This is a genomic window from Chryseobacterium sp. ZHDP1, from assembly GCF_018603435.1.
Classification (GTDB): domain Bacteria; phylum Bacteroidota; class Bacteroidia; order Flavobacteriales; family Weeksellaceae; genus Chryseobacterium; species Chryseobacterium indicum.
Map to the genome: position 1 here is coordinate 3,846,347 of NZ_CP075682.1, position 24,113 is coordinate 3,870,459.

At 35.8% G+C, this 24,113-nt stretch carries 23 protein-coding genes; 15 read left to right on the forward strand and 8 right to left on the reverse strand.

The genetic code is table 11. The features are described from left to right. The first annotated feature begins 20 nt into the window (after positions 1–20). The 4 genes from KKI44_RS17705 (at position 21) to murI (ending at position 4,212) form a co-directional block, all read left to right on the forward strand. Positions 21–1,094: an RluA family pseudouridine synthase gene (locus tag KKI44_RS17705; protein ID WP_214588544.1), complete on the forward strand. Its 1,074-nt coding sequence runs from the start codon at positions 21–23 to the stop codon at positions 1,092–1,094. 51 nt (positions 1,095–1,145) lie between these two features. Next, positions 1,146–2,096 carry a type IX secretion system membrane protein PorP/SprF gene (locus KKI44_RS17710; RefSeq protein WP_214588545.1) on the forward strand — a complete coding sequence of 317 codons (951 nt, stop codon included), beginning with the start codon at positions 1,146–1,148 and terminating at the stop codon, positions 2,094–2,096. A 51-nt stretch (positions 2,097–2,147) separates the two neighbouring features. After that, a complete protein-coding gene (gene hemW / locus KKI44_RS17715) occupies positions 2,148–3,272 on the forward strand; it encodes a radical SAM family heme chaperone HemW (protein ID WP_214588546.1) in 1,125 nt (374 codons plus the stop codon). 109 nt (positions 3,273–3,381) lie between these two features. Beyond that, positions 3,382–4,212 carry a glutamate racemase gene (gene murI, locus KKI44_RS17720; RefSeq protein ID WP_214588547.1) on the forward strand — a complete coding sequence of 277 codons (831 nt, stop codon included), beginning with the start codon at positions 3,382–3,384 and terminating at the stop codon, positions 4,210–4,212. Positions 4,213–4,421: 209 nt separating this feature from the next. On the opposite strand, the gene KKI44_RS17725 is transcribed toward murI, so the two are convergent. Beyond that, positions 4,422–5,021 (reverse strand): nitroreductase family protein, encoded by a 600-nt coding sequence (locus KKI44_RS17725; RefSeq protein ID WP_214588548.1) that lies wholly within the window; start codon positions 5,019–5,021, stop codon positions 4,422–4,424. An 88-nt stretch (positions 5,022–5,109) separates the two neighbouring features. On the opposite strand from KKI44_RS17725, the gene KKI44_RS17730 reads away from it, so the two are divergent. Then, positions 5,110–5,460 (forward strand): winged helix-turn-helix transcriptional regulator, encoded by a 351-nt coding sequence (locus KKI44_RS17730; protein ID WP_076393147.1) that lies wholly within the window; start codon positions 5,110–5,112, stop codon positions 5,458–5,460. Positions 5,461–5,835: 375 nt separating this feature from the next. Here KKI44_RS17730 and KKI44_RS17735 read toward each other — a convergent pair whose 3' ends face one another. The 4 genes from KKI44_RS17735 to KKI44_RS17750 all read right to left on the reverse strand — a co-directional run bounded on the left by KKI44_RS17735 (position 5,836) and on the right by KKI44_RS17750 (position 8,296). Continuing rightward, a complete protein-coding gene (locus KKI44_RS17735) occupies positions 5,836–6,399 on the reverse strand; it encodes an RsmD family RNA methyltransferase (RefSeq protein ID WP_214588549.1) in 564 nt (187 codons plus the stop codon). Between the two features lie 74 nt (positions 6,400–6,473). Further along, positions 6,474–7,190 carry a DUF3822 family protein gene (locus tag KKI44_RS17740; protein ID WP_214588550.1) on the reverse strand — a complete coding sequence of 239 codons (717 nt, stop codon included), beginning with the start codon at positions 7,188–7,190 and terminating at the stop codon, positions 6,474–6,476. A gap of 18 nt (positions 7,191–7,208) precedes the next feature. After that, complete coding sequence (locus tag KKI44_RS17745; protein ID WP_214588551.1) at positions 7,209–7,703, reverse strand: Smr/MutS family protein; 495 nt, start codon at positions 7,701–7,703, stop codon at positions 7,209–7,211. A 95-nt stretch (positions 7,704–7,798) separates the two neighbouring features. After that, positions 7,799–8,296, reverse strand: a complete 498-nt coding sequence (locus KKI44_RS17750; RefSeq protein WP_214588552.1) for a metallophosphoesterase family protein — start codon at positions 8,294–8,296, stop codon at positions 7,799–7,801. Between the two features lie 534 nt (positions 8,297–8,830). Here KKI44_RS17750 and KKI44_RS17755 point away from each other — a divergent pair. Then, entirely contained in the window at positions 8,831–10,375 is a 1,545-nt protein-coding gene (locus KKI44_RS17755) for a serine hydrolase (RefSeq protein ID WP_214588553.1), read from the forward strand. A 391-nt stretch (positions 10,376–10,766) separates the two neighbouring features. Here KKI44_RS17755 and KKI44_RS17760 read toward each other — a convergent pair whose 3' ends face one another. Further along, positions 10,767–11,243 (reverse strand): SixA phosphatase family protein, encoded by a 477-nt coding sequence (locus KKI44_RS17760; RefSeq protein ID WP_214588554.1) that lies wholly within the window; start codon positions 11,241–11,243, stop codon positions 10,767–10,769. A 114-nt stretch (positions 11,244–11,357) separates the two neighbouring features. On the opposite strand from KKI44_RS17760, the gene ruvX reads away from it, so the two are divergent. From ruvX to KKI44_RS17785, 5 genes are all read left to right on the forward strand, one after another. Beyond that, positions 11,358–11,774 carry a Holliday junction resolvase RuvX gene (ruvX, locus tag KKI44_RS17765; protein ID WP_116098477.1) on the forward strand — a complete coding sequence of 139 codons (417 nt, stop codon included), beginning with the start codon at positions 11,358–11,360 and terminating at the stop codon, positions 11,772–11,774. Next, complete coding sequence (gene def / locus KKI44_RS17770; protein WP_087705801.1) at positions 11,771–12,343, forward strand: peptide deformylase; 573 nt, start codon at positions 11,771–11,773, stop codon at positions 12,341–12,343. The genes ruvX and def overlap by 4 nt, the downstream gene beginning before the upstream one ends. Positions 12,344–12,420: 77 nt before the next feature. Beyond that, positions 12,421–12,981 carry a DUF5606 domain-containing protein gene (locus KKI44_RS17775; protein ID WP_076393145.1) on the forward strand — a complete coding sequence of 187 codons (561 nt, stop codon included), beginning with the start codon at positions 12,421–12,423 and terminating at the stop codon, positions 12,979–12,981. Positions 12,982–13,237: 256 nt separating this feature from the next. Further along, positions 13,238–13,942 (forward strand): hypothetical protein, encoded by a 705-nt coding sequence (locus tag KKI44_RS17780; protein ID WP_214588555.1) that lies wholly within the window; start codon positions 13,238–13,240, stop codon positions 13,940–13,942. Between the two features lie 165 nt (positions 13,943–14,107). Further along, entirely contained in the window at positions 14,108–15,193 is a 1,086-nt protein-coding gene (locus KKI44_RS17785; RefSeq protein WP_214588556.1) for a hypothetical protein, read from the forward strand. A gap of 123 nt (positions 15,194–15,316) precedes the next feature. Here the strand turns inward: KKI44_RS17785 and KKI44_RS17790 are convergent, their stop codons facing one another. Beyond that, positions 15,317–15,664: a helix-turn-helix domain-containing protein gene (locus tag KKI44_RS17790; protein ID WP_214588557.1), complete on the reverse strand. Its 348-nt coding sequence runs from the start codon at positions 15,662–15,664 to the stop codon at positions 15,317–15,319. A gap of 930 nt (positions 15,665–16,594) precedes the next feature. On the opposite strand from KKI44_RS17790, the gene KKI44_RS17795 reads away from it, so the two are divergent. The 4 genes from KKI44_RS17795 (at position 16,595) to KKI44_RS17810 (ending at position 20,325) form a co-directional block, all read left to right on the forward strand. Further along, positions 16,595–17,128, forward strand: coding sequence for a hypothetical protein (locus tag KKI44_RS17795; protein ID WP_214588558.1), 534 nt, complete (start codon positions 16,595–16,597; stop codon positions 17,126–17,128). 480 nt (positions 17,129–17,608) lie between these two features. Further along, positions 17,609–18,376, forward strand: coding sequence for a nucleoside triphosphate pyrophosphohydrolase (mazG, locus tag KKI44_RS17800; protein ID WP_214588559.1), 768 nt, complete (start codon positions 17,609–17,611; stop codon positions 18,374–18,376). Continuing rightward, complete coding sequence (locus KKI44_RS17805) at positions 18,377–19,456, forward strand: FUSC family protein (protein WP_214588560.1); 1,080 nt, start codon at positions 18,377–18,379, stop codon at positions 19,454–19,456. Positions 19,457–19,458: 2 nt separating this feature from the next. After that, positions 19,459–20,325 (forward strand): hypothetical protein, encoded by an 867-nt coding sequence (locus tag KKI44_RS17810; protein WP_214588561.1) that lies wholly within the window; start codon positions 19,459–19,461, stop codon positions 20,323–20,325. A gap of 48 nt (positions 20,326–20,373) precedes the next feature. Here the strand turns inward: KKI44_RS17810 and KKI44_RS17815 are convergent, their stop codons facing one another. Then, complete coding sequence (locus tag KKI44_RS17815; RefSeq protein ID WP_214588562.1) at positions 20,374–24,090, reverse strand: metallophosphoesterase; 3,717 nt, start codon at positions 24,088–24,090, stop codon at positions 20,374–20,376. Between the last annotated feature and the right edge of the window lie 23 nt (positions 24,091–24,113).

The following is a 24,113-nucleotide window of genomic DNA, read 5'->3' on the forward strand; positions in this document are numbered from 1 at the left end:
TTTGTATAAAAGATAAAACAATGGCAGAAGATAACGAAGATTTTTTGGACGAAGAATTATTAGATCAGAACAGTATCGATAATCTTGATATTGATGAAGAAAATAAAGGACTGTATGAACACCTTAACATCACGGTAGACAAAAGTCAGGAACCGTTGAGGATCGACAAGTTTTTATTGATTTTCCGTCAGAATTCTTCCAGAAATAAAATTTCACAGACCTGCAGAGCGGGAAATGTTATTGTGAACGGTGTTGCGGTAAAACAGAATTATCGCGTAAAACCGGGAGATCAGGTTTCGGTGCTTCTGGCGCACCCTCCACGGGAAAATGTTATCATTCCGCAAAATATTCCCATCAATATTGTATACGAAGATGACGATCTTATCGTTGTAGATAAAGATCCGGGAATGGTAGTACACCCGGGATTCGGAAACTGGGACGGCACTTTGGTGAATGCTTTGGCGTATCATTTTGAACAGAATGGCGAAAAATCCGATCTTGACAGGGTTGGACTGGTGCACAGAATTGATAAAGACACTTCCGGATTATTGGTGATTGCAAAAAATGAATATGCACTGAGCTTTCTGGCAAAACAATTTTTCGACAGAAAAACCAAAAGATTGTATTGGGCATTCGTTTGGGGAAATGTACAGGATGATGAAGGCACAATAAGAGGTCATATCGGTCGTCACCCGAAAAACAGGATGCAGATGCATACGTATGAAGACGGAAGCCAGGGAAAGCATGCGGTAACGCATTACAAGGTTTTAGAAAGATTTAAATACATGACCTGGGTAGAATGTAAGCTTGAAACCGGAAGAACCCACCAGATCAGAGCGCATTTCAAACATATTGGTCATACTTTATTCAATGATGAAAGATATGAAGGGCATACCCCTCTCCGTGGAGTGAATCTTCCTAAGTATAAGCAGTTTATAAAAAATGTCTTTGAGATTTTACCCAGACATGCGCTTCATGCCCATACTTTAGGATTTATACATCCCACTACCAAGAAGGAATTATATTTTGAAAGCCCAATGCCGAAAGATATGGCGGATGCTGTAAAAAAATGGAGAAATTATTTAGAAAACTAAAAATATATTGAGAATTTTTTTATATTTGTTGAATTGAAATCAAGATTTGTTATGAGAAAACTATATGCTATCGTATGTTTAGCTCTTTTGTCAAATGCATACAAAGCACAAGAAACTTTACCGTACTATCAACAGTATCTTTTAGACGGTGAGTTTTTGTTCAACCCGGCACAATACGGAAAGACCGACTATGTGCAGCTTAATCTTAACTATCAGCAGCAATTTTCGAAGTTCAGTGAGTCTCCAAACGTTCAGTCGGTAGGGATTAACGCGAACATTTTTGATAGAGTAGGAGCAGGTTTATCTGTATTCAGAGACAGCAACGGCCCTATTTCTGCAGGTGGTATTACAGCAGGTGCTTCATATTTTATTCCTCTTAGCAGCGACGGAGACAGAAAAGATCAGTTCTCTTTCGGTACAAGCGTTAGCTTCTACAACATGAATTTTGATTATTCAAAAATTAACACACAGGATGCTTCAGATCCATTATTGCAGGGAAGTGAAAGTAATATTTTCATGGCATATGCAAACTTCGGAGCACAGGCTACCTACAGAAATATTTTCGCAGGAGTTTCAGTTAACGATATCGCACTTACCAACGATGAAGCGATCGTAAACGGACGTGAGCCTTCTCCAATCAAGTTTTTCTTAAACTTAGGATATGACTGGCATGTAGGTGATAACATCTATTTCACACCTTCAGCTTTAATTAACCTGAACACAAACTCTACAAGAACGATTGATTATAACTTAATGGCAACGTTCTTTAACGACATCAATGCATTCTCTTTCGGGGTAAGCTACAGATCTGTTCAAAACAGATTCGACAGCCAGCAATTACAAATCGCTCCGGTTGTAAAAGTAAGATTCAACAAATTCATGATTGGAGCTACTTACAACTTAGGTTTGTCTGATATTCAGGAATATGGAGGAAACAGCTTCATGATCGGGTTAGGATATAACTTTGATAACTTCATTAACCACAGAGGTTATAGATATTAATTGATTTAATTTAAATAAATTTGAGCTCTGAATTTTTTCAGGGCTTTTTTTATGATTTACATTCACATTCCGTTTTGCAAGCAAAAGTGCTGCTATTGCAATTTCCACTTTTCAACATCTTTAAATTTTAAGGATGAAATGCTGGCTGCGATGAAGAAAGAAATCTTTCTCCGCAAAGATGAGTTGCAAAACAAAAACTTACAGTCACTGTATTTTGGAGGCGGAACGCCTTCCATTCTTTCGCCGGATGAAATTAAATCTTTAATTGATGAGGTATTAAAACATTTTACTTTTGAAAAGGATATTGAAATCACTCTAGAAGCGAATCCCGATGATCTGGATAAGAACTTTCTGAAAGGACTGTCGGAATCTCCGATAAACAGATTATCAGTCGGAACCCAAAGTTTTTTTGAAGAAGATCTGAAATTAATGAATCGGACACACACTGCAAACGAAGCCGAAGATTCCATCAAAAGAGCGCAGGATTTTGGTTTTGAAAATTTAAGCATTGATTTAATTTACGGTTCGCCAACTTCCAATCTGGAAATCTGGAAAGAGAATTTAAATAAAACCATTGCACTTGAAGTTCCGCACATTTCTTCTTATGCTTTAACGGTTGAGCCGAAAACGGCTTTAGAAAACTGGATCTCAAAAGGGAAAGTAAAAAGCCCGAAGGAAGAAGAACAAAACAGAGAATTTTACTACTTATCGGATTTTCTGAAAGATAATGGTTTTGAGCATTATGAAGTTTCGAATTTTGCCAAACCCAGATTTTACTCAAGACACAATTCTTCCTACTGGAAATATAAAGAATATCTGGGAATTGGTCCTTCTGCACATTCTTATAACGGTTTTGATGTCAGAGGCTGGAATGTCGCGAACAATCAGCAGTATATCAAAAAATTAAACTCAAATCTTCTGGCTAAAGAAGAAGAATTTCTCTCGCAAAACGATCAGTTTAATGAAATGATTATGATTGGCTTACGAACAATGTGGGGCGTTGATCTGGGAAGCTTAAAGGAGAAATTTAATGATAGCATTTTAGAACATTTTCAGAATGAAATCAAATCAAAGCTGGAAGAAGGAATTCTGGTAACAGAAAATAACCACCTTAAAATTCCGGAAAAACACTGGTTTATGGCAGACGGAATTGCTTCGGATCTGTTCATCGTCTAAGATGGAAATCTAAAGTCGGGAGTCGGAAGAACGGTTTGTGAAAAACTTGTAACATCCATCTTCTGCATCCAACAATTTCACTATTTTTGTATAAAATTTCAGCTCAATTTTGAAAACTAAAAAGCAGGATTATTCGCATCTTTCCCCGAAGCAGCCTATCGGAATTTTCGATAGCGGAGTGGGCGGACTTACAGTTGCCAAAGAGATAAAAAGACTTCTTCCGAATGAAGATCTGATCTATTTTGGTGACACCAAACATCTTCCGTATGGTGAAAAATCGAAGGAAGCGATTATCGAATATTCTACAAAGATCACCAATTTTCTGTTGGAGCAAAACTGTAAAGCGATTGTTATTGCCTGCAATACGGCAACGGCAAATGCGCTGAATGAAGTGATGCAGTCTGTTGCAGGAAAAGTTCCTGTGATTGACGTAATTAATCCGGTTGCAGAAAAAGTTTCCTATGAAATCCATAATAATGTGGGTGTCATTGCAACGAAAGCTACTGTGAATTCAGGGTTGTATAAAAAAAGCATCAGAAAGCACAATAAATGGATCAAGGTGGATGAACTGGCAACACCTTTATTGGTTCCTGCTATTGAGGAAGGTTTTAAAAATCACCCGATTACGCATGCGATTATCTACAATTACTTAAGCAACAGTAAATTAAAGAATATTGAGACCTTAATTTTGGGTTGTACGCATTATCCGTTGCTGATTGATGAAATCAAGCAATATTACGGAAATCGTGTCCGAGTAATTGATTCTCCGAATATTGTGGCGAACCACCTGAAGATTATCCTCGATAAATATCATCTGCTGAATGAGCAGAATCTGAAACCGAATTACCATTTCTATCTTTCGGATTTAACGAAAAACTTCGAAAAAATCTCGAAGAAATTCTTCGGAAAAACCATCGATTTAGAATTAAAAGTATTATAAAAAACAAAAGCTGTCTCCATCTGAAACAGCTTTTTCTATATAAGATTCTTTAACGCAAAGATTTATTTTTCAAAGTTTATTTTTAGTGAGCTAAGAATTAATCAATTGAAAATTGATTTTATAAAGCATACTTCATAAGCGACTTTGTCGCCACTCTTTGCTCTCTTAAATAATTTTGGGGATTATATTAATCTTTGCATTTAAATAAATTAAATTTCCAAAATTACTTGCTGTCTTTCCAGTCTTCTTTTCGGGGTACGAACCGGCTGGTTTTTATCTTCTTCAGACTTTACGCCAATCACTACGGCAAAAACACTTTCGTATTTTTCGTTCTTCAAAATAGCATCATACTTTTCAGTTTCAATTCCTTCCATCGGAGTAGAATCTATTCCCATATCTGCGCACGCAGAAAGCAAAACGCCCAATGAAAGATAAACCTGATGTTTCAGCCACGATCTGATCTCCGCTTCTCCTTTCGGTTTTACAAAAGTTTTATAGTAAGTTACCGAACCTTCCGGAAGATGTTCTTCAATCTGCTTTTCAAAATCTGCAGGGTTTTTAAGTGCCTGAAAAACGATAAGTTGACTTCCGTCCAATACTTTTTCTTTGTTAAAATAAGAGGCTTCGGCAAGCTTTGCTTTTGTTTCCGGTTCCGATACAAATACAAAATTCCATGGCTGACTGTTAATGGAAGATGGACTTAAATGCAGAATTTCTTTAAGCTGCTGAATCTGCTCTTCACTTATTGTACCTTGAGGATTATACTTTTTTACGGTATATCTCGATTTCATTTTTTCTAAAAAGCTCATAATTTTTATACTATATTTTTTATAGTTACAAAATTAATGTATGTTTGATATATTTGCAATAACGGTCTAAAATGATAGTATGAAAAAAATGTATTCCATAGATAATAAAGAATATCCTTGCTGTACAACAGTTACCATGAGATTTATCGGCGGAAAATGGAAAGCGGTTATTTTGTTTTATCTGATTGATGGAGCAAAAAGATACAACGAGCTAAGAAAATTAATTCCCACAATTACAGAAAGAACGTTAAGTTTACAGTTGAAACAGCTTGAAGAAGATCATATTATCGACAGAAAAGTGTATACAGAAAAGCCGCCTTTAATGGTAGAATACACCTTAACGGATTTCGGGAAAACGCTGCTTCCTCTTTTAAAAGAAATTGCAAAATGGGGCGAAAGTGCGGTACAAAATTCCAGCAAAGTAGAAATTGTGAACTAATGAAAAAAATAAGCTAATACAGCTATTGGCAAACATAAGCTCAACATCATATAGGTAAAGTAAAAAAGCCTGTCATTATCATAATCAAATGAAGAAAATCTGGGAGCATCAATTGGATCTCTTTCGTTGTATTTTCTAAAAATATTTAAACTGAAATGCAAAAGAATAAATTGATATATAGGGCAGAATAAGAATAGATAAAAGTTTGGCTTATTCTGCGGTGTATCTGTTATTAGTAAAGCTATTATGCCTAAAATTGATAAAGCAATACAAATTCTAAAGATTATTTTATAAGATGTGAATTTGAAAAAAAGGCTTCTGAAAAATAAAAATAAAAAAGGTATAAATAGAAGCCCAATTATAAGAGCCAAGAAATCAGGCTTCATCCCTATTCGGTTCAAAAAAGCTGAAGCTTACATTACCGTATTTTCGGGTGTCGATTAAATTCGGATGATCAAATTTCATTCGGCTTTGGTGTTCTACCACTAGAATTCCGTTTTCCTTCAGGTATTTGTTGTTTAAAACCAGAGAAATAATTTCCTGATACTTTTTTTCTTCCATTTCGAAAGGAGCATCGGAGAAAACAATTTCAAAAGATTTTTTGTTTCTGAATTTCTTCAGCCAGTCAAAAACATCACCCCGCTGAACATTCACCTGCAGACTGAATCCAAGTTCGGAAGCGGTAGAATTAAGAAAAGCAGTATGTTTCGGATTCATTTCTACGGACGTAATATCCTGACATCCTCTTGAAGCAAATTCAAACGAAATAGAACCGATTCCCGCAAAAAGATCCAGCACGGAAACCGACTGCATATCGTAGGTGTTTTCCAGAATACTGAAAAGTGCTTCTTTGGCAAAATCCGTGGTCGGTCTTACATCAAAATTCTTCGGAGCTGCGATTTTTTTGGCTTTCCATTTGCCGGATATGATTCTATACATTTTTTTAGTTGTTGGATTGTAGGTAAGAGGTTGCAGGTTTTAGGAACGAATACCTGTCGTCTGTTTCCTGAGACCTAATTTAATATAAAGTTTTTAGAAGGAATATTATCAAATACAATTTTCAGATTCTTGACGAATTTCTGAAGCTCTGAAATAAACGTTTCGTTCTCAGTAGTTTCTCCGTACGCGTAGAAATTGGTTTCATTGATTCCGAAACCGATCTTGCTTAAAGTAAACATCACGAAATAAAGGAAATCTACTTCAGAATTTACATCCAGATTGTTGTATAAAATAATTTTTTTGTTGTCTATCGCGAAAAACTCACATTGGTTATGATACAGGTTGATGTGAATTTCTTTGCTGTTTTTGTTATTAATGGAATTTAAAAACTTTTCACCGGAAAAATTAAACTGAACAGGCAGCGCGAGTTCTTTAATCTTTTTATAAAAATGCTTCGGGAATGTATAATAAAACTGAATTTTAAACTTTTCATTAATTGAAAGCATCAGTTCTTCTTTTTCTTTATCCACAGGAGCGTTGAAAGCGATAAGATCAAATCCTGCTTCATGCTCCGAAAAACCTTCCGGCATCAGCGTGAAATGATTGAGCGCGGAAATCACATGGATCTCATCAAATCTCTGCAGAAGAAGAACTTTATCCAGCATATCCGAAATAAAGTGTTCCGGAGATTCTTCATCCACGAAATACGATTTCTCTTCCACAATGCTCTTATTTTTAGCAATCTGGTAGATTAATCCGTCTTTGGTAAAAAGTAAATTAAGTATATTCATAATTTGATTCCTGCAAATTTAGTGAAATTCTACCATTACCGCACCCGATTGATGATGAAGTATTTCCTTATTATAAAAATCCACATTCGTCTGGCTTTCCAACGTATCGAATACCATTTTCTGCAAAACTCCGTCTCCGATTCCGTGTACAATTTCCAGCCTTTTCAGATTATGTTTTCTGCAAAAGTTGATGGTTTCCACCAGTCTTTCTTTTTGGATGAAAAGTCTTTCAAAACTGGTATAATCATTTGGATTTTTAACTAAATTATGAAAATGAAGATCAAGAACCAAATGATTTTTCTGATGTGCTTTGGAAATTATTTTTTTCGGCTCCGCTTTTTTTATGATGGGTGTATTTTCATAAAAATCCAAAATTTTCGGAACAAGTTTCTCTTTTGGATATTGATGCGTAAAACCGTATTCATCTTTAAAAACCACGATATTTCCCTTCACGGAAGTAACCACCCCGCTCAAATCTTCATCTACTACAGAAACTTTATCGCCTATTTTCATAAATTTTTTTATAAAACACAACAGACACAAATAATTTCACAAATTTCTACATTCTTAAATCGTGATATTGGTGATGAAATTTGTGAAACTTGTGTTTAAAACTTCGGTCCCAATTCAATAACCTCCAAATCCTTTATTTCCGTATCATCGATTACAAAGCGCATCATTGTCCGCATTTTATGCCATCCCTGTTTTCCGCACGCTCCGGGATTCAGGTGGAGAAGATTGTTTTTTTCATCAAACATTGCCTTCAAAATATGCGAATGTCCTGAAATAAACAGCTTCGGAGCTTTTTCAGCAATCTCCTGCTTTGCCAAAGACGTATATTTTCCGGGATAACCACCGATGTGAATCATCAGAACTTCTACATTTTCGCACATAAAACGACTCACTTCCGGAAACTCGGAACGGATTTTCGCATTGTCGATATTTCCGTAAACTCCTTTCAGCGGTTTTATCTTTTCAAGCTGCTCGATGACATCCATACTTCCGAAATCTCCGCCATGCCAGATTTCATCCGCCTGACCTGCATATTCTAAAATACGGTCGTCGATATATGAATGAGAGTCGGAAAGGATTAGGATTTTCGTCATTATTTAAAATTCTCTGCAAAGATAAGATTTGAAATTATTTTTTCTTAGGATTTATAAACATCTTTAATGATAACTGTTATTCCTTGAGGCTTGTAATGACATTCATTAATATAAACTTGTTTAAGCTTTTTTTACCACAAAAGATGCAAAAGATTTAACACTTTAGTTGTTTAAGTTTACTACTTAAATGGAAAAAGAGAGCACATAAGTTAAAAAAATCAAAGATTTTTTCTCTTTGCTGGATTTTAAAATTAGTTTAAACCAACTTATAATTTTAGGTTCAGAACTGTCATTCAGAATGAAATTTTGCGAAGCATTATGAAATGAAGAATCTTTTGCAGATAAGTTCTTTTTAAATTTCAGTATTTTGTTTCGTAGAATCAATACAAATTAATAATCAAAGCTTTAAATCAAAGTTTAGTTCATCTTTTGTTGCTTTTTCGGTTAAGTAAAAGTTTAAACAGACTTTTTGTTATTAGAGATAATATGAAATGTTTAAACCGCATTATTTACTACATTTGAAAAAAATTAAAAATGAAGCAGAAACTTTCTTTTTTCCTTCTTCTTTTATCGGTTGGGATTGCGAATGCGCAGGTTGAAGAGAAAAAACTGGATGAATTGATCCAGAATACGTTAAAAACTTTCGATGTTCCGGGAATGTCGGTTGGTGTGATCAAAGACGGAAAGGTAATTTATTCCAAAGGTTTTGGGGTACGTTCTTTAACTTCCAAACAACCGATGGACGACAATACATTGGTTGGAATCGCCTCCAATTCCAAAGGTTTTACCTGCACCGCTTTGGCAATTTTAGCAGATGAAGGAAAACTGAACTGGGACGATAGAGTTTCAAAATACATTCCTGAATTTCAGATGTACGATCCGTATGTTTCGCAGAATGTTACCATTAAAGATCTGGTGACACACAGAGCAGGATTAGGTCTGGGACAGGGAGATTTAATGTTCTTTCCGGAAGGCGGAAATTTAACGGTAAACGATATCGTTCACAACGTAAGATATTTAAAGCCTGAAAATCCTTTCAGAACAACTTTAGACTACAATAACATCATGTTTATCGTAGCCGGAGAAGTAATCCACAGAGTTTCAGGTTTAAGCTGGGCAGAATTTATTGAACAGCGCATTATGAAACCTGTAGGAATGAGATCCAGTTTCGGAAGCTATAACAGAGCTAAAGCCGTTGCCAACAAAATTGATGCTCATGCACCGGTAGACGGAAAAGCTATCGCTGTTCCTCACGACTGGAACGAAACAGCCAACGCAGCCGGAGGAATTATGAGTAATATTAAAGACATGACAACCTGGGCAGAATTCCTGTTGAATAATTTCACAACGAGAGATGGTAAAAAATTAGTTTCAGATAAAAACGTTCAGCAGTTGTGGAGTTTACAGATTCCGAGTGGTGTGGCGGCAAAAAATCCTTATGATACCAGTTTCTACGGATACGGAATGGGCTGGTTTTTAAGCGATGTGAAAGGTCATAAACAAGTTCAGCATACAGGAGGACTGATCGGAACGGTAACGCAGTTTACGCTGATTCCGGATATGAAGCTTGGAATTGTTGTTTTAACAAACCAGCAATCGGGAGCGGCTTTCAACACGATTACCAATACCGTGAAAGATTCTTATCTGGGAATTGCAGACCGCAACTGGCTGAAAACCTACGGCGACCGGATGAAAAAAATGGAAGAAAGTTTTGATAAGCAGAAAAAAGAAGCTTTTGCAAAATCTGAAACATTTAAAAAAGATAAAAATTTACAGCCAAAACCGGAGCAGTTTGTAGGAATGTACAACGATCAGTGGTTTGGTGATGTGGAAATTGCGCAGCAGGGAAGTATCTACAGAATTTCCTGCAAAAGTTCTCCACGTTTAAAAGGGGAACTTCTTCCGTATTCCAATAATTCATTCATCATCAAATGGGACGACAGAAGCTACGATGCCGATGCGTATATTATTTTCGATTATGATGAAACAGGAAAAGCTCAATCTGCAAGATTAAAACCTATTTCAGACGTTACAGATTTCAGTTTTGATTTTGATGATCTGGATCTGAGAAGAAAATAATTTGGGAAAAATCACTCAATGTGATTATCAATAGGGACGGGCTTTAGCCCGTCTTTTTGTTTCGGAGGATAGCAAAAAGGCTTTAGCCAAAATTATTGATTAAGTTTATTTAGGCTTTTTTATAAAGGTTCAAAAAGTTTTTAACACATAAGTCACATTAGATTAATCAAGCTTTGCGAATATTTTAGAACACATTAGTTTTTAAAAATCTTTGATTTTTATTCTTTTGAGAACTTTACATATTCTATAGATGCGTTAAAATCTTTTGCGACTTTTGTGGTTAAATTCGCCATTCACAAATTCACTTATCTACATTCTAAAACCACCCCGTCAAAAATTCTTTCGAATTTTCGCCACCCCTCCAAAGGAGGGAATTTTTACAGACTATTAATTAAATTTTTCCGGGAGAATAGAAAAACAGCAGTTTCTTTTTGGCTCCGTCGAATTCCGACCACGAATTGCAGTCGATCTCGAAACCGGCAACACCGCAGGTTGGAAAATGGAAAATATCTTCGGAAATGGAATTTGCAAAATTGGAAATTCCGTTGTTGTGAGAGAAGAAGGCAACCGATTCGTGGCTGTCGTCCAGATCGTAGATTACGGATTCGAAATTGCTTTCGGAAGGATTATAAAGTTTCTCATTCGTATTAATGCTGATCTGGTAAGCCTGGTTGAAAATTTTACACGTATTCAGTGCGCGTACTGCGGGGCTCGATACAAAGTAATCGATCGCTACGTTATTGTTTTTCATGAATCGGGACATATGCATTGCTTCTTCTAAACCCTTGTCTGCCAAAGGTCTGTCAAAGTCTTCCGTTTCTTCCGGCCAGTCGCTTTTCGCATGTCTTACGAGGATGAGTTTCTTCATAATTTTGTTTTTGAAGAATTAAAATTATAAAAAAATTAGCGGATTAAAACATTGATTTATAAAAAAAACTGTGTTTGGAATAAAATCATTAAAATTTACTAAATTTGCAAACCTATGGGACAAATCCTTGCAATAGACTACGGAAAAGCTCGTTGCGGCATTGCTGCAACGGATGATATGCAGATTATTGCGAGCGGTCTGGAGACGGTGCAGACTTCATTAATTATTGATTTTCTGACGAAATATTTCGGTGAAAATCGGGTGGATGAAGTGGTGATCGGTCTTCCGACAGATTTAAAGGGGAATGTATCCGAAGTGGAAACAGATATTTTAAAATTCATTGAAGTTTTTCAGAAAGAATTTCCGATGATAAAAGTACACCGCTTCGACGAGAGATTTACCTCCAAAATGGCTTCGTTTTTTATCTCCCAAAGCGGAAAGAATAAAAAGAAAAGACAGGAAAAAGGATTAATAGATAAAGTAAGCGCAACCATCATATTGCAGAATTTTTTAGAACAAAGAACAAGATGATTTTACCGATAAGAGCCTTTGGTGACCCAGTTTTACGAAAAGTAGGGAAGGATATAGACAAAGATTATCCCGAACTACAGGAATTGATAGGCAACATGTTCGAAACCATGTACAGCGCCAACGGAATTGGTTTGGCTGCTCCACAGATCGGACTGGATATCCGTCTTTTTGTGATCGACGTAAGTCCTTTGGCAGAAGATGAAGATTATGAGGATATTAAGGATGAACTGGCAGAATTCAAGAAAGTATTTATTAATGCCAGAATTCTTGAAGAATCCGGCGAAGAGTGGAAATTCAACGAGGGATGTCTTTCTATTCCGGATGTAAGAGAAGATGTAAAAAGAAAAGGAACCATCGTGATCGAATATTATGACGAAAATTTTGTAAAACATACAGAAACTTTTTCCGATATTAGAGCCCGCGTAATTCAGCATGAGTACGATCACATAGAAGGAATTTTGTTTACAGACCATTTAAGCGCCTTGAAAAAGAAGCTTGTAAAAGGGAAACTGTCGAAAATTACTCAGGGTGATGTAAGCATCGGTTACAAGATGAGATTTCCAAAATAAAGTTTGAATTAAAATAAAAAAAATATTAAATAGCAAAAGGCGGAATGCCGATTGCAGAATTTACAAAAAATAAAATTATGCTGTTAGAAAAAATAATTTCAATTTCAGGAAAACCAGGACTTTTCAAATTAGTTTCACAATTAAGAAACGGATTTATTATTGAAGACGTTACCACGAAGAAAAAAGTAAGCATTGGAAACTCCAGTCAGGTAAGTTTATTGGATAACATCGCGATGTTTACCTTTGATAAAGAAGTTCCGTTGTTCGAAGTTTTTGAAAATATTGCTAAAAACTACGATTACAAAGAAGCGATCCACCATAAAGCAACAGATGCTGAACTGAAAGAATTCATGACGGCTTCTCTTCCGAACTACGATACCGAAAGAGTGTATGCTTCAGACATCAAAAAACTGGCGCAGTGGTACAACATCCTTCAGAAAGCAGGATACATTACGCCGGAAAGCTTCGTAAAAGCAGAGCCAGAAACTTTGGAAGGTGAAGCAGCAACGGAAGAAGTAAACGTAGAAAAAGAAGCGCCTAAAAAAGCGCCAAAAGCAGAAAAACCAGCAGCACCAAAAGTAAAAGCAACTTCTGCCGCAAAATCTGCTCCTAAAAGCACCCACAGAAAGCAAGGATAATTCATTTACTTGAATTTAAAATATAAAACCTCGTCAGAAATGATGAGGTTTTTTTGTTGTTTTGTGATGTAATGAAGAATATCTTATTAAAAATTCCGTATAAATACGGATTGCCGTAAACGTTTATAATTTCTTATTATTACATTCGTTTATTGATTGCTTATAAATACTTTTAAATTTCTTTATATTGTAGATTAACTTATGCATTGTCTAATGTTAAAAGCATTAAGTATAATAAATATAAAAATTAATAACTATGAAAAAAACAATTACTTTTTTTACTATTCTAATATCAATAATTACTATTCAGGCTCAAGAACAAATTAATTTATTGACTTACGATAATACTCAGGATATAAATTTTTTCAATTCCGTTAAAAATGGAACTCAAATCAAGGAATATATTACCAATGATAAAAATAGTGTTAAAGTAGGTGATACCTTAATATTAGGTGCTCCTACCTCTCAAGAAACGAATACAAGAACTTATTCAGGCAGCTATGGTAATAGATTAAGAGGAGGGATAGCACAATCACGAAGCACTTCAAAGAAAACCTACGAATTTATACAATTGGGTAGACCCGCTGGATTTGGAAGTATTATGTCAGCTATGAATGGTGATGCACAAAACATGGCAGATAACAGTTTTAAGAATACGAAAGTCATAGTGCATGAAATAAAAACATATCATAGAGGCAGTAAAAATAAACCATTATATGTAGTTATGATTTTAGGAGAAATAAATGGTAGAGCTTTTGGAATAAATAAATTTTTAAGTGTAATGGATACCGAATTGGGTATTGAGTCGGGAGAAATTCTTTTGAAAAACAGAAAAATGACAAGAGAAGAAGCGATTGCAAAACTGAAAGAAGCAAAAGAACTATTAGAAATTGATATGATGAGCAAAGAAGAGTTTGAAGAATTAAAAAAAGAATTAGCCCCAATCGTTAATAACCAATAGTTCTATGATATGTTTTAGAAATATTGTGTAAAACTTTTGATCACTTTTTTTTTATTACAATTTTTGATTTTTATAAAAGTTTTTGCTACTGGTTAGACTGTAAAACAATAGAATTTTTCTAGCCAATTTATACTCAAATAAATTTCGTTAATCAATATAGAAAATATGGAAGTAAAGCAAACTGAAAGCACAATATTAAATTATGGAATACTTTCATCTATTTCTTGGAATAGCAATGATTGGGCAGATCATCCTTCTGAAGAAGATTTAAAAACATCAAAATATGATTATGTAAAAGATCATGGTCATATGCATGAAAGTCTGAATTTTGGACACGATAAATTTCCAGTAGAGGATGATGGTTATTACATCGGTTATACTCCAATGTTCAATAGACCACCTGATGTAAATAATTCTCAGAATGTTCAGATTGTTTTTTTTACGAGTAGTGACTATAAAAATGCTAATCGTAAAACAATAATTGGTTTTTATGGCTTTCCTATTTTTGGTCAGTGGTTTACTCGCAATTCAAAACACGAACTTTATAATAAATATGACAGCGGAAATATAAAGGCTTTTCCAGAAGATATTATTTATTTTCAAAATCCAGTAGTTATTAACAATGATATTGCCCAAATTCATAACCTATTGCCAAAAGGAAAAAAAATTTCACAACAAGGATTTAATTATTTAAATTCTGATAATGTTTTTAATATTATAAAACTTGCATTATCATTGAATCAAAGTAATACTAAGTTGAGATATTTTGTTGATAAATTCCCATTACTGGAAATGTTAACAAAAGAAGAATTTGATTTACAGGATTTTATTAGCATTATAGCCGATACAACTGCGGACACAATAAGAGATATTGAAAAACTTGAAAAGAAAATGAAAGGACAACAGCCTGAAATAAAACAACGTATTTCAAATTTTATTGAACGTGGAGCGATTTCAAAAAAAATAAAAAAAATAAATAATTACAGATGCTCTGTATGCGAGGCATTAGGAACTTTAACGAACTCATTCATTAAGGAAAATGATGAGATCTACATTGAAACGCATCACGTTGAACCTGTTTCGAAAGTAAAAATGGGAGTTTTAAGCATGACAAACCTAATGACAGTTTGTGCGAACCACCACAGACAATTACACTATGGAAAAGTAGAATTGATAGAAAATTCTGAAAAACATTTCGTGTTCATAATTGACGGAAAAAAAATAATCATAGATAAATTAGGCATTACTTAATATTGATTTAAATAAAACTATTAGCTAGAATATAAAATCTCAAAAAACGATAGAATTTTATAACTGAAATAATAAGTTTACATTATACATTAACCAAAAACTCCTGAAAACTCAGGAGTTTTTTTATTCAATCCCCTCAATTCCCACCACTTCACTTTCCATCACCTTTGTTCCGGTTTCGTTGTAAACCTGCTTCACGGTTACTTTAATTCGGTCGTGTTGTGGAGTGGGGAAGTCCATGAGTTCGGAAATATTTTTGTAGCCGAATGCTTTTGCCAGTAATGAAATATGGCGGGTTGAATACTTTTGATGTTGTGTATAAGATTCAACATTTCCAACAAAAGTCTTTGAAACTCCCATTCTGATACTAAGTTCTTCTTGTGACCATTTATTAGATTTTCTTAATGATTTTACGTGTTCTATAAAATCAAAATCAAACTGAGTTGTTTCAAATGAAAAAATTTTATTCATATTTTTTTACTCCACCATAGTAGAGTTTAATTTATTTTTTATACATTTGTATCAGCGAATTAGCAAAAGCCTCGAAAGACCGATTGAAAAGACGCATTCCGAACCGACAACAAAAAGTTCAGCACTTTTTCATCGGTAAAAATGCGGTCTTTGGATAGGTTTCAGGTACAAATTTTCAAAATACACAGATGATGAAAAAGAAGATCTCAACCCTGCTGTTTTCAGCCCCTCCCGAATAAACGGAGTTCTGCTGCAAAACCAACAACAGCGCTACACCGGGACTGCCCGCAAACGCAGGAAGCCGGAGTACAGTTTTACCCAAAAACCTTTACCCTTCGAAATTCCTTTACGCCAAAAGGAAAGCCGAAGTACGCTAAAAATCACCCTTAAAAGTACTGGCTTTCTTTTAATTTTCCAAATTATTTTCATCCCGAAAGGAATTTAAAAAATGCAAAAGGTTTCTTTGCCAAAGATCGGGAAGCGCTGTTGTTCCATTTGGCAAAGTTTTGCCATCAAAACAAACGGATTTTAGAATTTTTTAAAGGGCTTGTTTAAGCTTTTTTATAAATAAGAATATTCTTGTTGAAAAACGCTAAGGCGCAAAGTTTTTTTATTAATCTCAAATCTTTTAAGGCGCAAGAAAATCAAAGATTTTCAATAAAGGATGATGTTTAAATTTAATAATAAGAATCTATATAAATATTGGAAAAACGCTAAGGCGCAAGGTTTGATAAAAGTCCTATTCTTTTAAGACGCAAGGAGAAAATCAAAGATTTTCTTTTATAATGTTGATGATGAATTTTATCGCAGATAAAATCTTTGCGCCTTAAAGCATACTATTTTAAAACAACTTCGCGCGTTTGAGAAAATCTAACCTATTAAAAACCAACCTGTTGAAATTCATAAAAAACGATAACCCAAAAACAGCTCATGAAAAAGAAAAAAACAGATTTCGAAGCCAAATTCTGGTCAGGAACGAGAAAACATACCGCCATAAATTTACTGGAAACCTTTTTCCAGTTCAATGATCTTGCTGCAACGAAAGAAACCCTCAATGAAATGGTACAATCTTCAGTACAGAAAAACACCCGAATCGCAAAAGAACCTGTCGAAATTTTCCATTTATATCAATCGTTACGGTCATTCATTCTCGTCGCTCATCAGATCGCTAAAAAAGCTAAAAAAAGGAAGTTTAAAATTTCATCGGAAGTCAGTTTTCCAAAAACAGCAATAAGCCTTTCAGAAAAAGAACAACGGAATCCGTTGCGCGTATTTCAGAACACTTTTAAAGTCTGCACTTTGCAGGATTTTGATGATTTTCTGTCGGCAACAGCTTATTTCTCGTTGGGAAATTTCAGTTGTGACACGGAAAAGAAGATCATTATTCCCTACTTCCAGCTCATAAAATTACTGGAAGCCGCCCCGCTGATTGTGGAAAATTGCCAAAAAAAGATGAAGGGATAAGGTTGGCTAAGCGTAATCGGTTGGCTGAGCGGAGCCGAAGCCAACCGCAAAATGTAATGAATTGTAATGTTGGCTTCGGCTCCGCTCAGCCAACTATGATGGTCTGTAGAATAAAACGAAGAATCAAAATGGAACGAGTAAAACCGTTGGCTTCGGCTCCGCTCAGCCAACTGCAATGGTCTGTAAAATAAAACGAAGAATCATAATGGGATGAGCAAAACCGTTGGCTTCGGCTCCGCTCAGCCAACTATGGTGGTCAGTAGAATAAAACCGAAAATTAAAATGGGATGAGCAAAACAGTTGGCTTCGACTCCGCTCAGCCAACTGCAATGGTCTGTAGAATAAAACCAAGAATCACAAAGGAACGAGCAATAGCCTTGGCTGAGCGGAGCCGAAGCCAACGACAATCCTCATTTATTCCAGGACAGAAGAACTTTCACAAAGATTTCCCGTAAATTTGTAAGACTTGAATTCTCGATTATGAATACCAAACAGGAAAAACTGGAAGCTTTCGGAAGATTATTAGACATTATGGACGATCTGCGCGAAAAATGTCCGTGGGATCAGAAACAGACGTTGGAATCGCTCCGCCATTTAACGCTGGAAGAAACCTACGAACTTTCGGATGCCATTTTGCAGAATGATCTGCAGGAAATAAAAAAAGAGTTGGGAGATGTGCTGCTTCATCTGGTTTTTTACGCCAAAATAGGCTCTGAGAAAGGAAGTTTCGATATTGCAGATGTCATTAATTCTTTGAACGAAAAATTAATTTTCCGCCATCCTCATATTTACGGAGACACGGAAGTGAAAGATGAAGAGGAAGTAAAACAGAACTGGGAAAAACTGAAACTGAAAGAAGGCAACAAATCTATTCTGGGCGGTGTTCCGAAAAGTCTGCCGAGTCTGGTAAAAGCCTACAGAATTCAGGATAAGGTAAAAGGAATCGGTTTCGAATTTCATGATGCGGAAGATGCGTGGAAAAAAGTGGATGAAGAAATTCAGGAGTTTCATGCGGAAACAGATCTGGATAAAAAAGAGCAGGAATTGGGCGATGTATTTTTCTCATTAATCAATTATGCCAGAATTTCAGGAATCAATCCCGATTCTGCGCTTGAAAGAACTAATCTTAAATTCATTTCAAGGTTTCAGAAAATGGAAGCTTTAGCTGTGGAACAGGAGCTGAATCTTGCCGATCTGTCTCTGGAAGAAATGGATGTTTTGTGGGAAAAAGCTAAACGTTTACAGTAAATGAAGGTACAGAACCCGACGCAGAACAGATTTCAGTATCTCCTGGAGTTTAAGCAGAGGGAAAGGAAATGGCATTTTCCTTTTCTTGCCGCGCTGTGCATCGGAAGCTGTCTTTTCATCGGATATTTTTTAGGAAAACCGAATTACGGCGCGCTTTCGAGTTTAGGTGCTTTAACGATTTTATATTTTACTTCGGCGCCGATTACACAGAGAATGATTCATCTCGCGATCTGTGCTTTCGGAATTGTTTTCTCTTTTACGGTAAGTTCTTTTTTCGGGTTTAATATTTATTTTGCCGCGCTGTCGGTTGCCGTTATTTCTTTTCTGGCGCATTTTATTTCTTCGTATTTTAAAATTCCGCCGCCGGGAAATTTTTTCTTTATCATGGTCGCAGCAATGGCGAGTACCTATAAGTTTGATCTGGAAATGATCCCCACAAGAGTAGGACTGGTTGCAATGGGAGCAATCCTTTCCTGTTCCTTCGCTTTTCTGTACTCCGTTTTTATTGAAAAAAGCGAAGTGGTAACCGTACCGAGAAGAAGTTTCAACAAAAGAAGATATACAAAATTTGTGGAAAGCACCATCATCGGGTTTTTTATGGCGCTTACTTTAATCATTGGTTATTTGCTTGAATTTAAAAATACTTACTGGATTTCCATTGCGGCAGTCGCCATTATGCAGGGAAGGAATTTTGAGCACGTGCGACAGAGAAATATGCACAGAATTCTGGGAACTTTCATCGGAATTGGCTTGGCATGGGTGATTCTGCTTTTTAATCCCGAAAAGATCGTCATGATTGTTATCATCACCGTTTTACAGTTTATTATTGAATTGTTAATTGTAAGAAACTACGGTTTTGCAGTGGTTTTCATCACGCCTTTAACGATTCTTCTGGCGGAAACAGCAAGTGAAATTCATCATGATGTGGAAATTTTAATGAAGGCAAGATTATTGGATACCATTATCGGAAGTCTTATTGGTTTGGCGGCAGGATTTTTCCTCCATCATCAGCAGATTATTAATAAATTAGAGAAAAATATAAGGTTCTCTTATTTTCAGTTTAAAAAATTAAAAAAATAAATATGTTGCGCATCGTCGTTTTATCGTCATTTTTATTGCTGAGCTGTAATCCCAAAGCTCAGGAAGCTCCCAAAACCGATGATCTGAAAGTGGAATTTCCTTTGCCTAAAAAACTAAAGGAAGTTTCCGGTATTACTTTGTCTCAGGATAACAATACCATCTGGGCAATTGAAGATCAAGGAAATAAAAACGTCATTTACGGACTGGACAGAAAAGGAAATTTCACGAGTGACGTTTTGGTAGAAAACGCAGAAAACCACGACTGGGAAGATATTACGAAGGATGCCGCCGGAAATATCTACATTGGCGATTTTGGTAATAATGATAACGACAGGCAGAATTTATCCATTTTAAAAGTTGATTTAAAAGATGCCTCACAAAAATCCACAAAAGTAATCCAGACCACAACATTTCATTACGAAGGACAGACGGAATTTCCGCCAAAAAAATCCAACTGGCTGTATGATTGTGAGGCTTTTGTAGAGATGAATGGAAATTTTTACCTTTTCACCAAGAACAGAAGCAAAGGTTTCGATGGTACTTTTTTAGTTTTTCAGGTTCCTAACAAAGCAGGAGATTTTGAAGCAAAACTGATCGGAAAACTGAAACTTTCCGGAGGATACAGCGATGCGGCAATTACTTCTGCTGCTATCAACAGCAAAAATCAAGTAGCATTGCTCACTCATAAAAATGTTTATGTACTTTCCTCCTTTTTTGATAAAAATTTTGAAACCTATATATTGCAGAAACATCCCTTGAACCACAATTCTCAAAAAGAAGCTATTCTATATCTTGACGATAGAACAGTTTTAATTGCCGATGAAAAGGATGGAAAAGAAGGAGGGAACATTTATAAATTTCCTCTTTAAATAAAACAAAATCCGCAGAAACTTTCTGCGGATTTTTATTTTATAATTTTAAAAAGTCATTCCCACGCCTCCTGAAACTCTTCCTCCGTCGCTTCCGTAGAAATAATTCAGTCTCGCGGAGAACATTTCTACAATGCTCAGCCATAGTCCTCCTCCTACAGACTGATGCCATTTTTTTGAATCTTCATGATCGTTCCATACTCTTCCGACATCATAGCCCAGTAAAAGCCCCATATTGGCAGGAACAATATTGTTTCTTACCCTGCCAAAATCCCATCGGATCTCCGAATTATTGGTGAAATAGGATTTTCCTGAGAATCGGTCGTTTCGGAAAGCTCTCATTCCGTTGTTTCCACCGATTGCTGCAGCCTGATAAAAATCAAAATTATTATTGTTAATCCACATTCCGTTGCTGGAATTGGCAAGTACGAAATTGCCGCGGTTGTCTAACCTGTGATTGATGGAGAGGGTACCTTTTAAGATTAAAAAGTTCCGCTTCGTATCGGCAAGGTCTGCTTTCCAGTCGGCATTTACTTTAAATTCCATTCCCAAAGTAGGAAACGCGTTGTTATCCTGATTTTTATAACTAAATGTATAATTTCCTCCCGCAAACTGCTGATTATCGAAAACTTCGGGTCTTACATCCGGCGAAAGATCTACAAAACGGTCTCCGTTCCGCTGTACTTTATTATTTTCAAAAGTCAGCTGAAACTGGTTGAAAATATTATTCCAGCTTTTTTGGGAAACAGAAGGAGCAAAATTTATTTTAGAGATCTTTGCCCTGTTGAATCTTCTGTCATCTTCTTTTTTATCATAAATACTTTCATTAGACAATCCGAAGAAATTTTCTGCGAAGCGCGGTGTTGTAAATCCTGCATCAAGATTAAAATCCCAGCTTCCGATTGCTTTTTTGAAAATCCCTTTATAATATGCATTAAAGCCGCCTGTAGCTGTGTAATAATTAATTTTCAGGCTGTGCGTTTGGGTAAACGGAGAACGGATAAAATTATTTACGGTATAATTCAGTAATACACCGAGAATTGCTCCGTCATCCGGAGTGTAATCTGCATTTGGATATCCCGCAAAAAAATTATATTTCGGATGTTTGTAGTTATAGGTATTAATATCGTAATCGTCGGAAATATTTTTTGTTGCTCCTTTTGTATTGTAGGTGTTTTTCTGCGATTTAAAATCGTAAATCTTTACTTTGCTTCCATTGGCAACATTGTACGTATCATGATTGTAGCCTCCTATCAGCCGGATGTTCATTTTGGGTTTTCCGTCTCCGGAAACTTCGTATATGTCGTCATCTTCAAGTCCGTAGATCCAGAGTTCCTTTGTTTTGGAATCATCATATGTTTTTTCGAAAACCAGTTCCGGATTTTCTTGGTTTTTATCAAGTTTATATTGTTTTACATTAACGGTATTTGCCGTTTTTGTAATCACAAATTTGTCCGGGTTTACCGTTCCCGTTAAAGGAACTTTCTCCTGCAGCACATCGTAATATTGTGAAGCATAAGTTTCAAGTTTTGTTTTTCTTGATTTTAACTTTCTTTGAATGTCTGCAATGGTTTCATCCTGAACTTCTTTCGGGAGATTGGTGAAGGCTTCATCAATATCTTTATCCGATAAATGTTCCTGAATGTATTTTGCCTGAGCAATCCAGTCTTCGTTAGTAGAGCTTTTTAAGAAAATCAGATCCAGAGGATAGGGTTCCATAGCAAGCCATTTTACATTTTTAATATCATCTTTAAATGTTTTCATATGGCGTATTGCCGGAATATTCATGATGATCTTAAAAGCAGCCCCGTCATATTTACTGAAAGCCTGATCTCTGTCTCTTGCAATCGGTTTGTAGATTACCTTATCTCCATCTTTATATTCTGCCCATTTCCATTGGTCGGAGTGTCTGTCCCAGTCTCCGATCAGCATATCAAAAATTCTTGCCCTGATATACGTTTCTTTATCTACAGAATATTTGTAATTTTTGTTTAAATTTTTCAGTACATCATCTGTAGAAAGAATATCTTTTGCATCATCAAGCGATGCCAGAGTTTTCGGATCAGATGAAAAACGCTCTTCGATCATGTACAATTCATTACCATAATTCAGATTGTAATGTCCCAGAGCTTTTTGTCTGGGAATATAAAACAATCTCGGATTGCTGTGGTAAAGATGAATTTTATCTGCCAGATTTCCGACAGCAAATGGAGTAAACGGATGATTGGCGGTATAGAAATCCAAAAGGAACTTTTCAGGAAATGTATTATCCAGCTCGTTTCCGAAGGTGCTTTTCTTGAAAGCCATATTATTCAGAAAACGGATTGCACTTTTTTTAACACCTCTCATCACAAATTCCTGTCCGTCCTGCGTTTTCAGCCTTAAACTGTTAGACTGGTTTCCGCCGCCTTCTCTGAAAGGAATATAACCTCCGTCCAGCGTAGAAAGATTGGCGGTTGGAGCTTCAATAAGCATTCCGTAATATTTTCGGTAATGTTCTCCCCAAAGCCATGTATAAAACTTTCCTTTTTGCGTTAACTTTTCAGGATAAATGGTAGAAATAACTGTCGGAGGGAAAGAATCCGGATAACTGTTAACGAATTCTTTCGGCTTATCGATCACCTTAATATGGGAAAGCAGTTCCGGCGAATTATTTTTTGTTGAAAAATATTCTACATCCGAGCTTTTATCTTTTCTGATATTTAAAACAGCAAAACCGCTTCCTCCGTAAGAAAAATCTGTTTTTTCGCCAATGGTTGCAGGATCTACCTTAGAACCGGCACCGCTTATAATCTGTCTTATGTTTCTGAATTCGTGGTACTGAAGATTATGATCGTGTCCGGAAACAAAAATAATATTTTCCTTTTCCTGAACAATACTTTTTAATCTGTCGGCTAAATCTGCGTAATGCTGGTTGTTGATATCTTCCGGATTTGCACCCGATGAACTTCTTACGATATTAATAACACTTGCAAGTCCGGGTAACGGGATTTTACTATTCAGAGGGAAAAGATTGGATTTCACAGAAGTGTATCCTGCATGAGTTCCGGTGCTGATAATCGGGTGGTGAAGCGCAACGATAATTCTTTTGTCCTGATTTTTATTAATTAAATCTTTAAACTCCGTGAAAAGGTCTTCCCGCGTTTTAACATCACAGTTTTTATTGATTCCCGGATATTTGTCCCAGTTTACCAAAGCCCATTCTGTGTCTATAACAATCAGTTTGATGTCTTTTGTCAGGCTGATGTCATCAATGGGACACGCATTTTTTGGTAAAAATCCTTTTTTATCGTTTAAATAATCTTTTACCAGTTCTTCCTGTGCTTTTAGACCATCCAGTCCGTTATACCAGTCATGATTGCCCGGAATCACCAGAGTTTTTCCTTTAAAGTTTTTGGCAATGGATAACTGATCTTCCAGTTTTTGTTTTGCCAGAGCATAATCCTTATCAGATTTTTTCGGCATTCCCGACGGATAGATATTATCGCCCAAAAAGATCAGCATTGAATTGCTGTCAGCTTTTTCCAGCTGGCTTTTCAGCAGATTCAGAGTATTCTGTGCCTGTGCTTCATCTGCATTTCCGGCATCTCCGATGAGGAATATTTTAAAATCGCTGTCAGATTTTATATCAGAATTTTTAATTTCAGATAAGTTTTTACCCTTTTTTACGTTATATGTTGCGCAGGAATAGAGAACTCCGGCAGACAATGCTACTCTGATAATAACAGAAGTATTTTTTAGATGAGTTTTAAAGGATAAATTCATAAATTTACATTAATAAAATTTCG

Coding starts and splice junctions, on each gene's coding strand:
- def (WP_087705801.1), top strand. CDS start 11,771: ATGATTTTACCGATAAGAGCCTTTGGTGACCCAGTTTTACGAAAAGTA.
- KKI44_RS17730 (WP_076393147.1), top strand. CDS start 5,110: ATGTATTCCATAGATAATAAAGAATATCCTTGCTGTACAACAGTTACC.
- KKI44_RS17740 (WP_214588550.1), bottom strand. CDS start 7,190: ATGAATATACTTAATTTACTTTTTACCAAAGACGGATTAATCTACCAG.
- KKI44_RS17785 (WP_214588556.1), top strand. CDS start 14,108: ATGGAAGTAAAGCAAACTGAAAGCACAATATTAAATTATGGAATACTT.
- KKI44_RS17815 (WP_214588562.1), bottom strand. CDS start 24,090: ATGAATTTATCCTTTAAAACTCATCTAAAAAATACTTCTGTTATTATC.
- KKI44_RS17795 (WP_214588558.1), top strand. CDS start 16,595: ATGAAAAAGAAAAAAACAGATTTCGAAGCCAAATTCTGGTCAGGAACG.
- mazG (WP_214588559.1), top strand. CDS start 17,609: ATGAATACCAAACAGGAAAAACTGGAAGCTTTCGGAAGATTATTAGAC.
- KKI44_RS17810 (WP_214588561.1), top strand. CDS start 19,459: ATGTTGCGCATCGTCGTTTTATCGTCATTTTTATTGCTGAGCTGTAAT.
- KKI44_RS17775 (WP_076393145.1), top strand. CDS start 12,421: ATGCTGTTAGAAAAAATAATTTCAATTTCAGGAAAACCAGGACTTTTC.
- KKI44_RS17780 (WP_214588555.1), top strand. CDS start 13,238: ATGAAAAAAACAATTACTTTTTTTACTATTCTAATATCAATAATTACT.
- KKI44_RS17705 (WP_214588544.1), top strand. CDS start 21: ATGGCAGAAGATAACGAAGATTTTTTGGACGAAGAATTATTAGATCAG.
- hemW (WP_214588546.1), top strand. CDS start 2,148: ATGATTTACATTCACATTCCGTTTTGCAAGCAAAAGTGCTGCTATTGC.
- KKI44_RS17735 (WP_214588549.1), bottom strand. CDS start 6,399: ATGTATAGAATCATATCCGGCAAATGGAAAGCCAAAAAAATCGCAGCT.
- KKI44_RS17755 (WP_214588553.1), top strand. CDS start 8,831: ATGAAGCAGAAACTTTCTTTTTTCCTTCTTCTTTTATCGGTTGGGATT.
- ruvX (WP_116098477.1), top strand. CDS start 11,358: ATGGGACAAATCCTTGCAATAGACTACGGAAAAGCTCGTTGCGGCATT.
- KKI44_RS17710 (WP_214588545.1), top strand. CDS start 1,146: ATGAGAAAACTATATGCTATCGTATGTTTAGCTCTTTTGTCAAATGCA.
- KKI44_RS17745 (WP_214588551.1), bottom strand. CDS start 7,703: ATGAAAATAGGCGATAAAGTTTCTGTAGTAGATGAAGATTTGAGCGGG.
- KKI44_RS17725 (WP_214588548.1), bottom strand. CDS start 5,021: ATGAGCTTTTTAGAAAAAATGAAATCGAGATATACCGTAAAAAAGTAT.
- KKI44_RS17805 (WP_214588560.1), top strand. CDS start 18,377: ATGAAGGTACAGAACCCGACGCAGAACAGATTTCAGTATCTCCTGGAG.
- KKI44_RS17790 (WP_214588557.1), bottom strand. CDS start 15,664: ATGAATAAAATTTTTTCATTTGAAACAACTCAGTTTGATTTTGATTTT.
- KKI44_RS17750 (WP_214588552.1), bottom strand. CDS start 8,296: ATGACGAAAATCCTAATCCTTTCCGACTCTCATTCATATATCGACGAC.
- KKI44_RS17760 (WP_214588554.1), bottom strand. CDS start 11,243: ATGAAGAAACTCATCCTCGTAAGACATGCGAAAAGCGACTGGCCGGAA.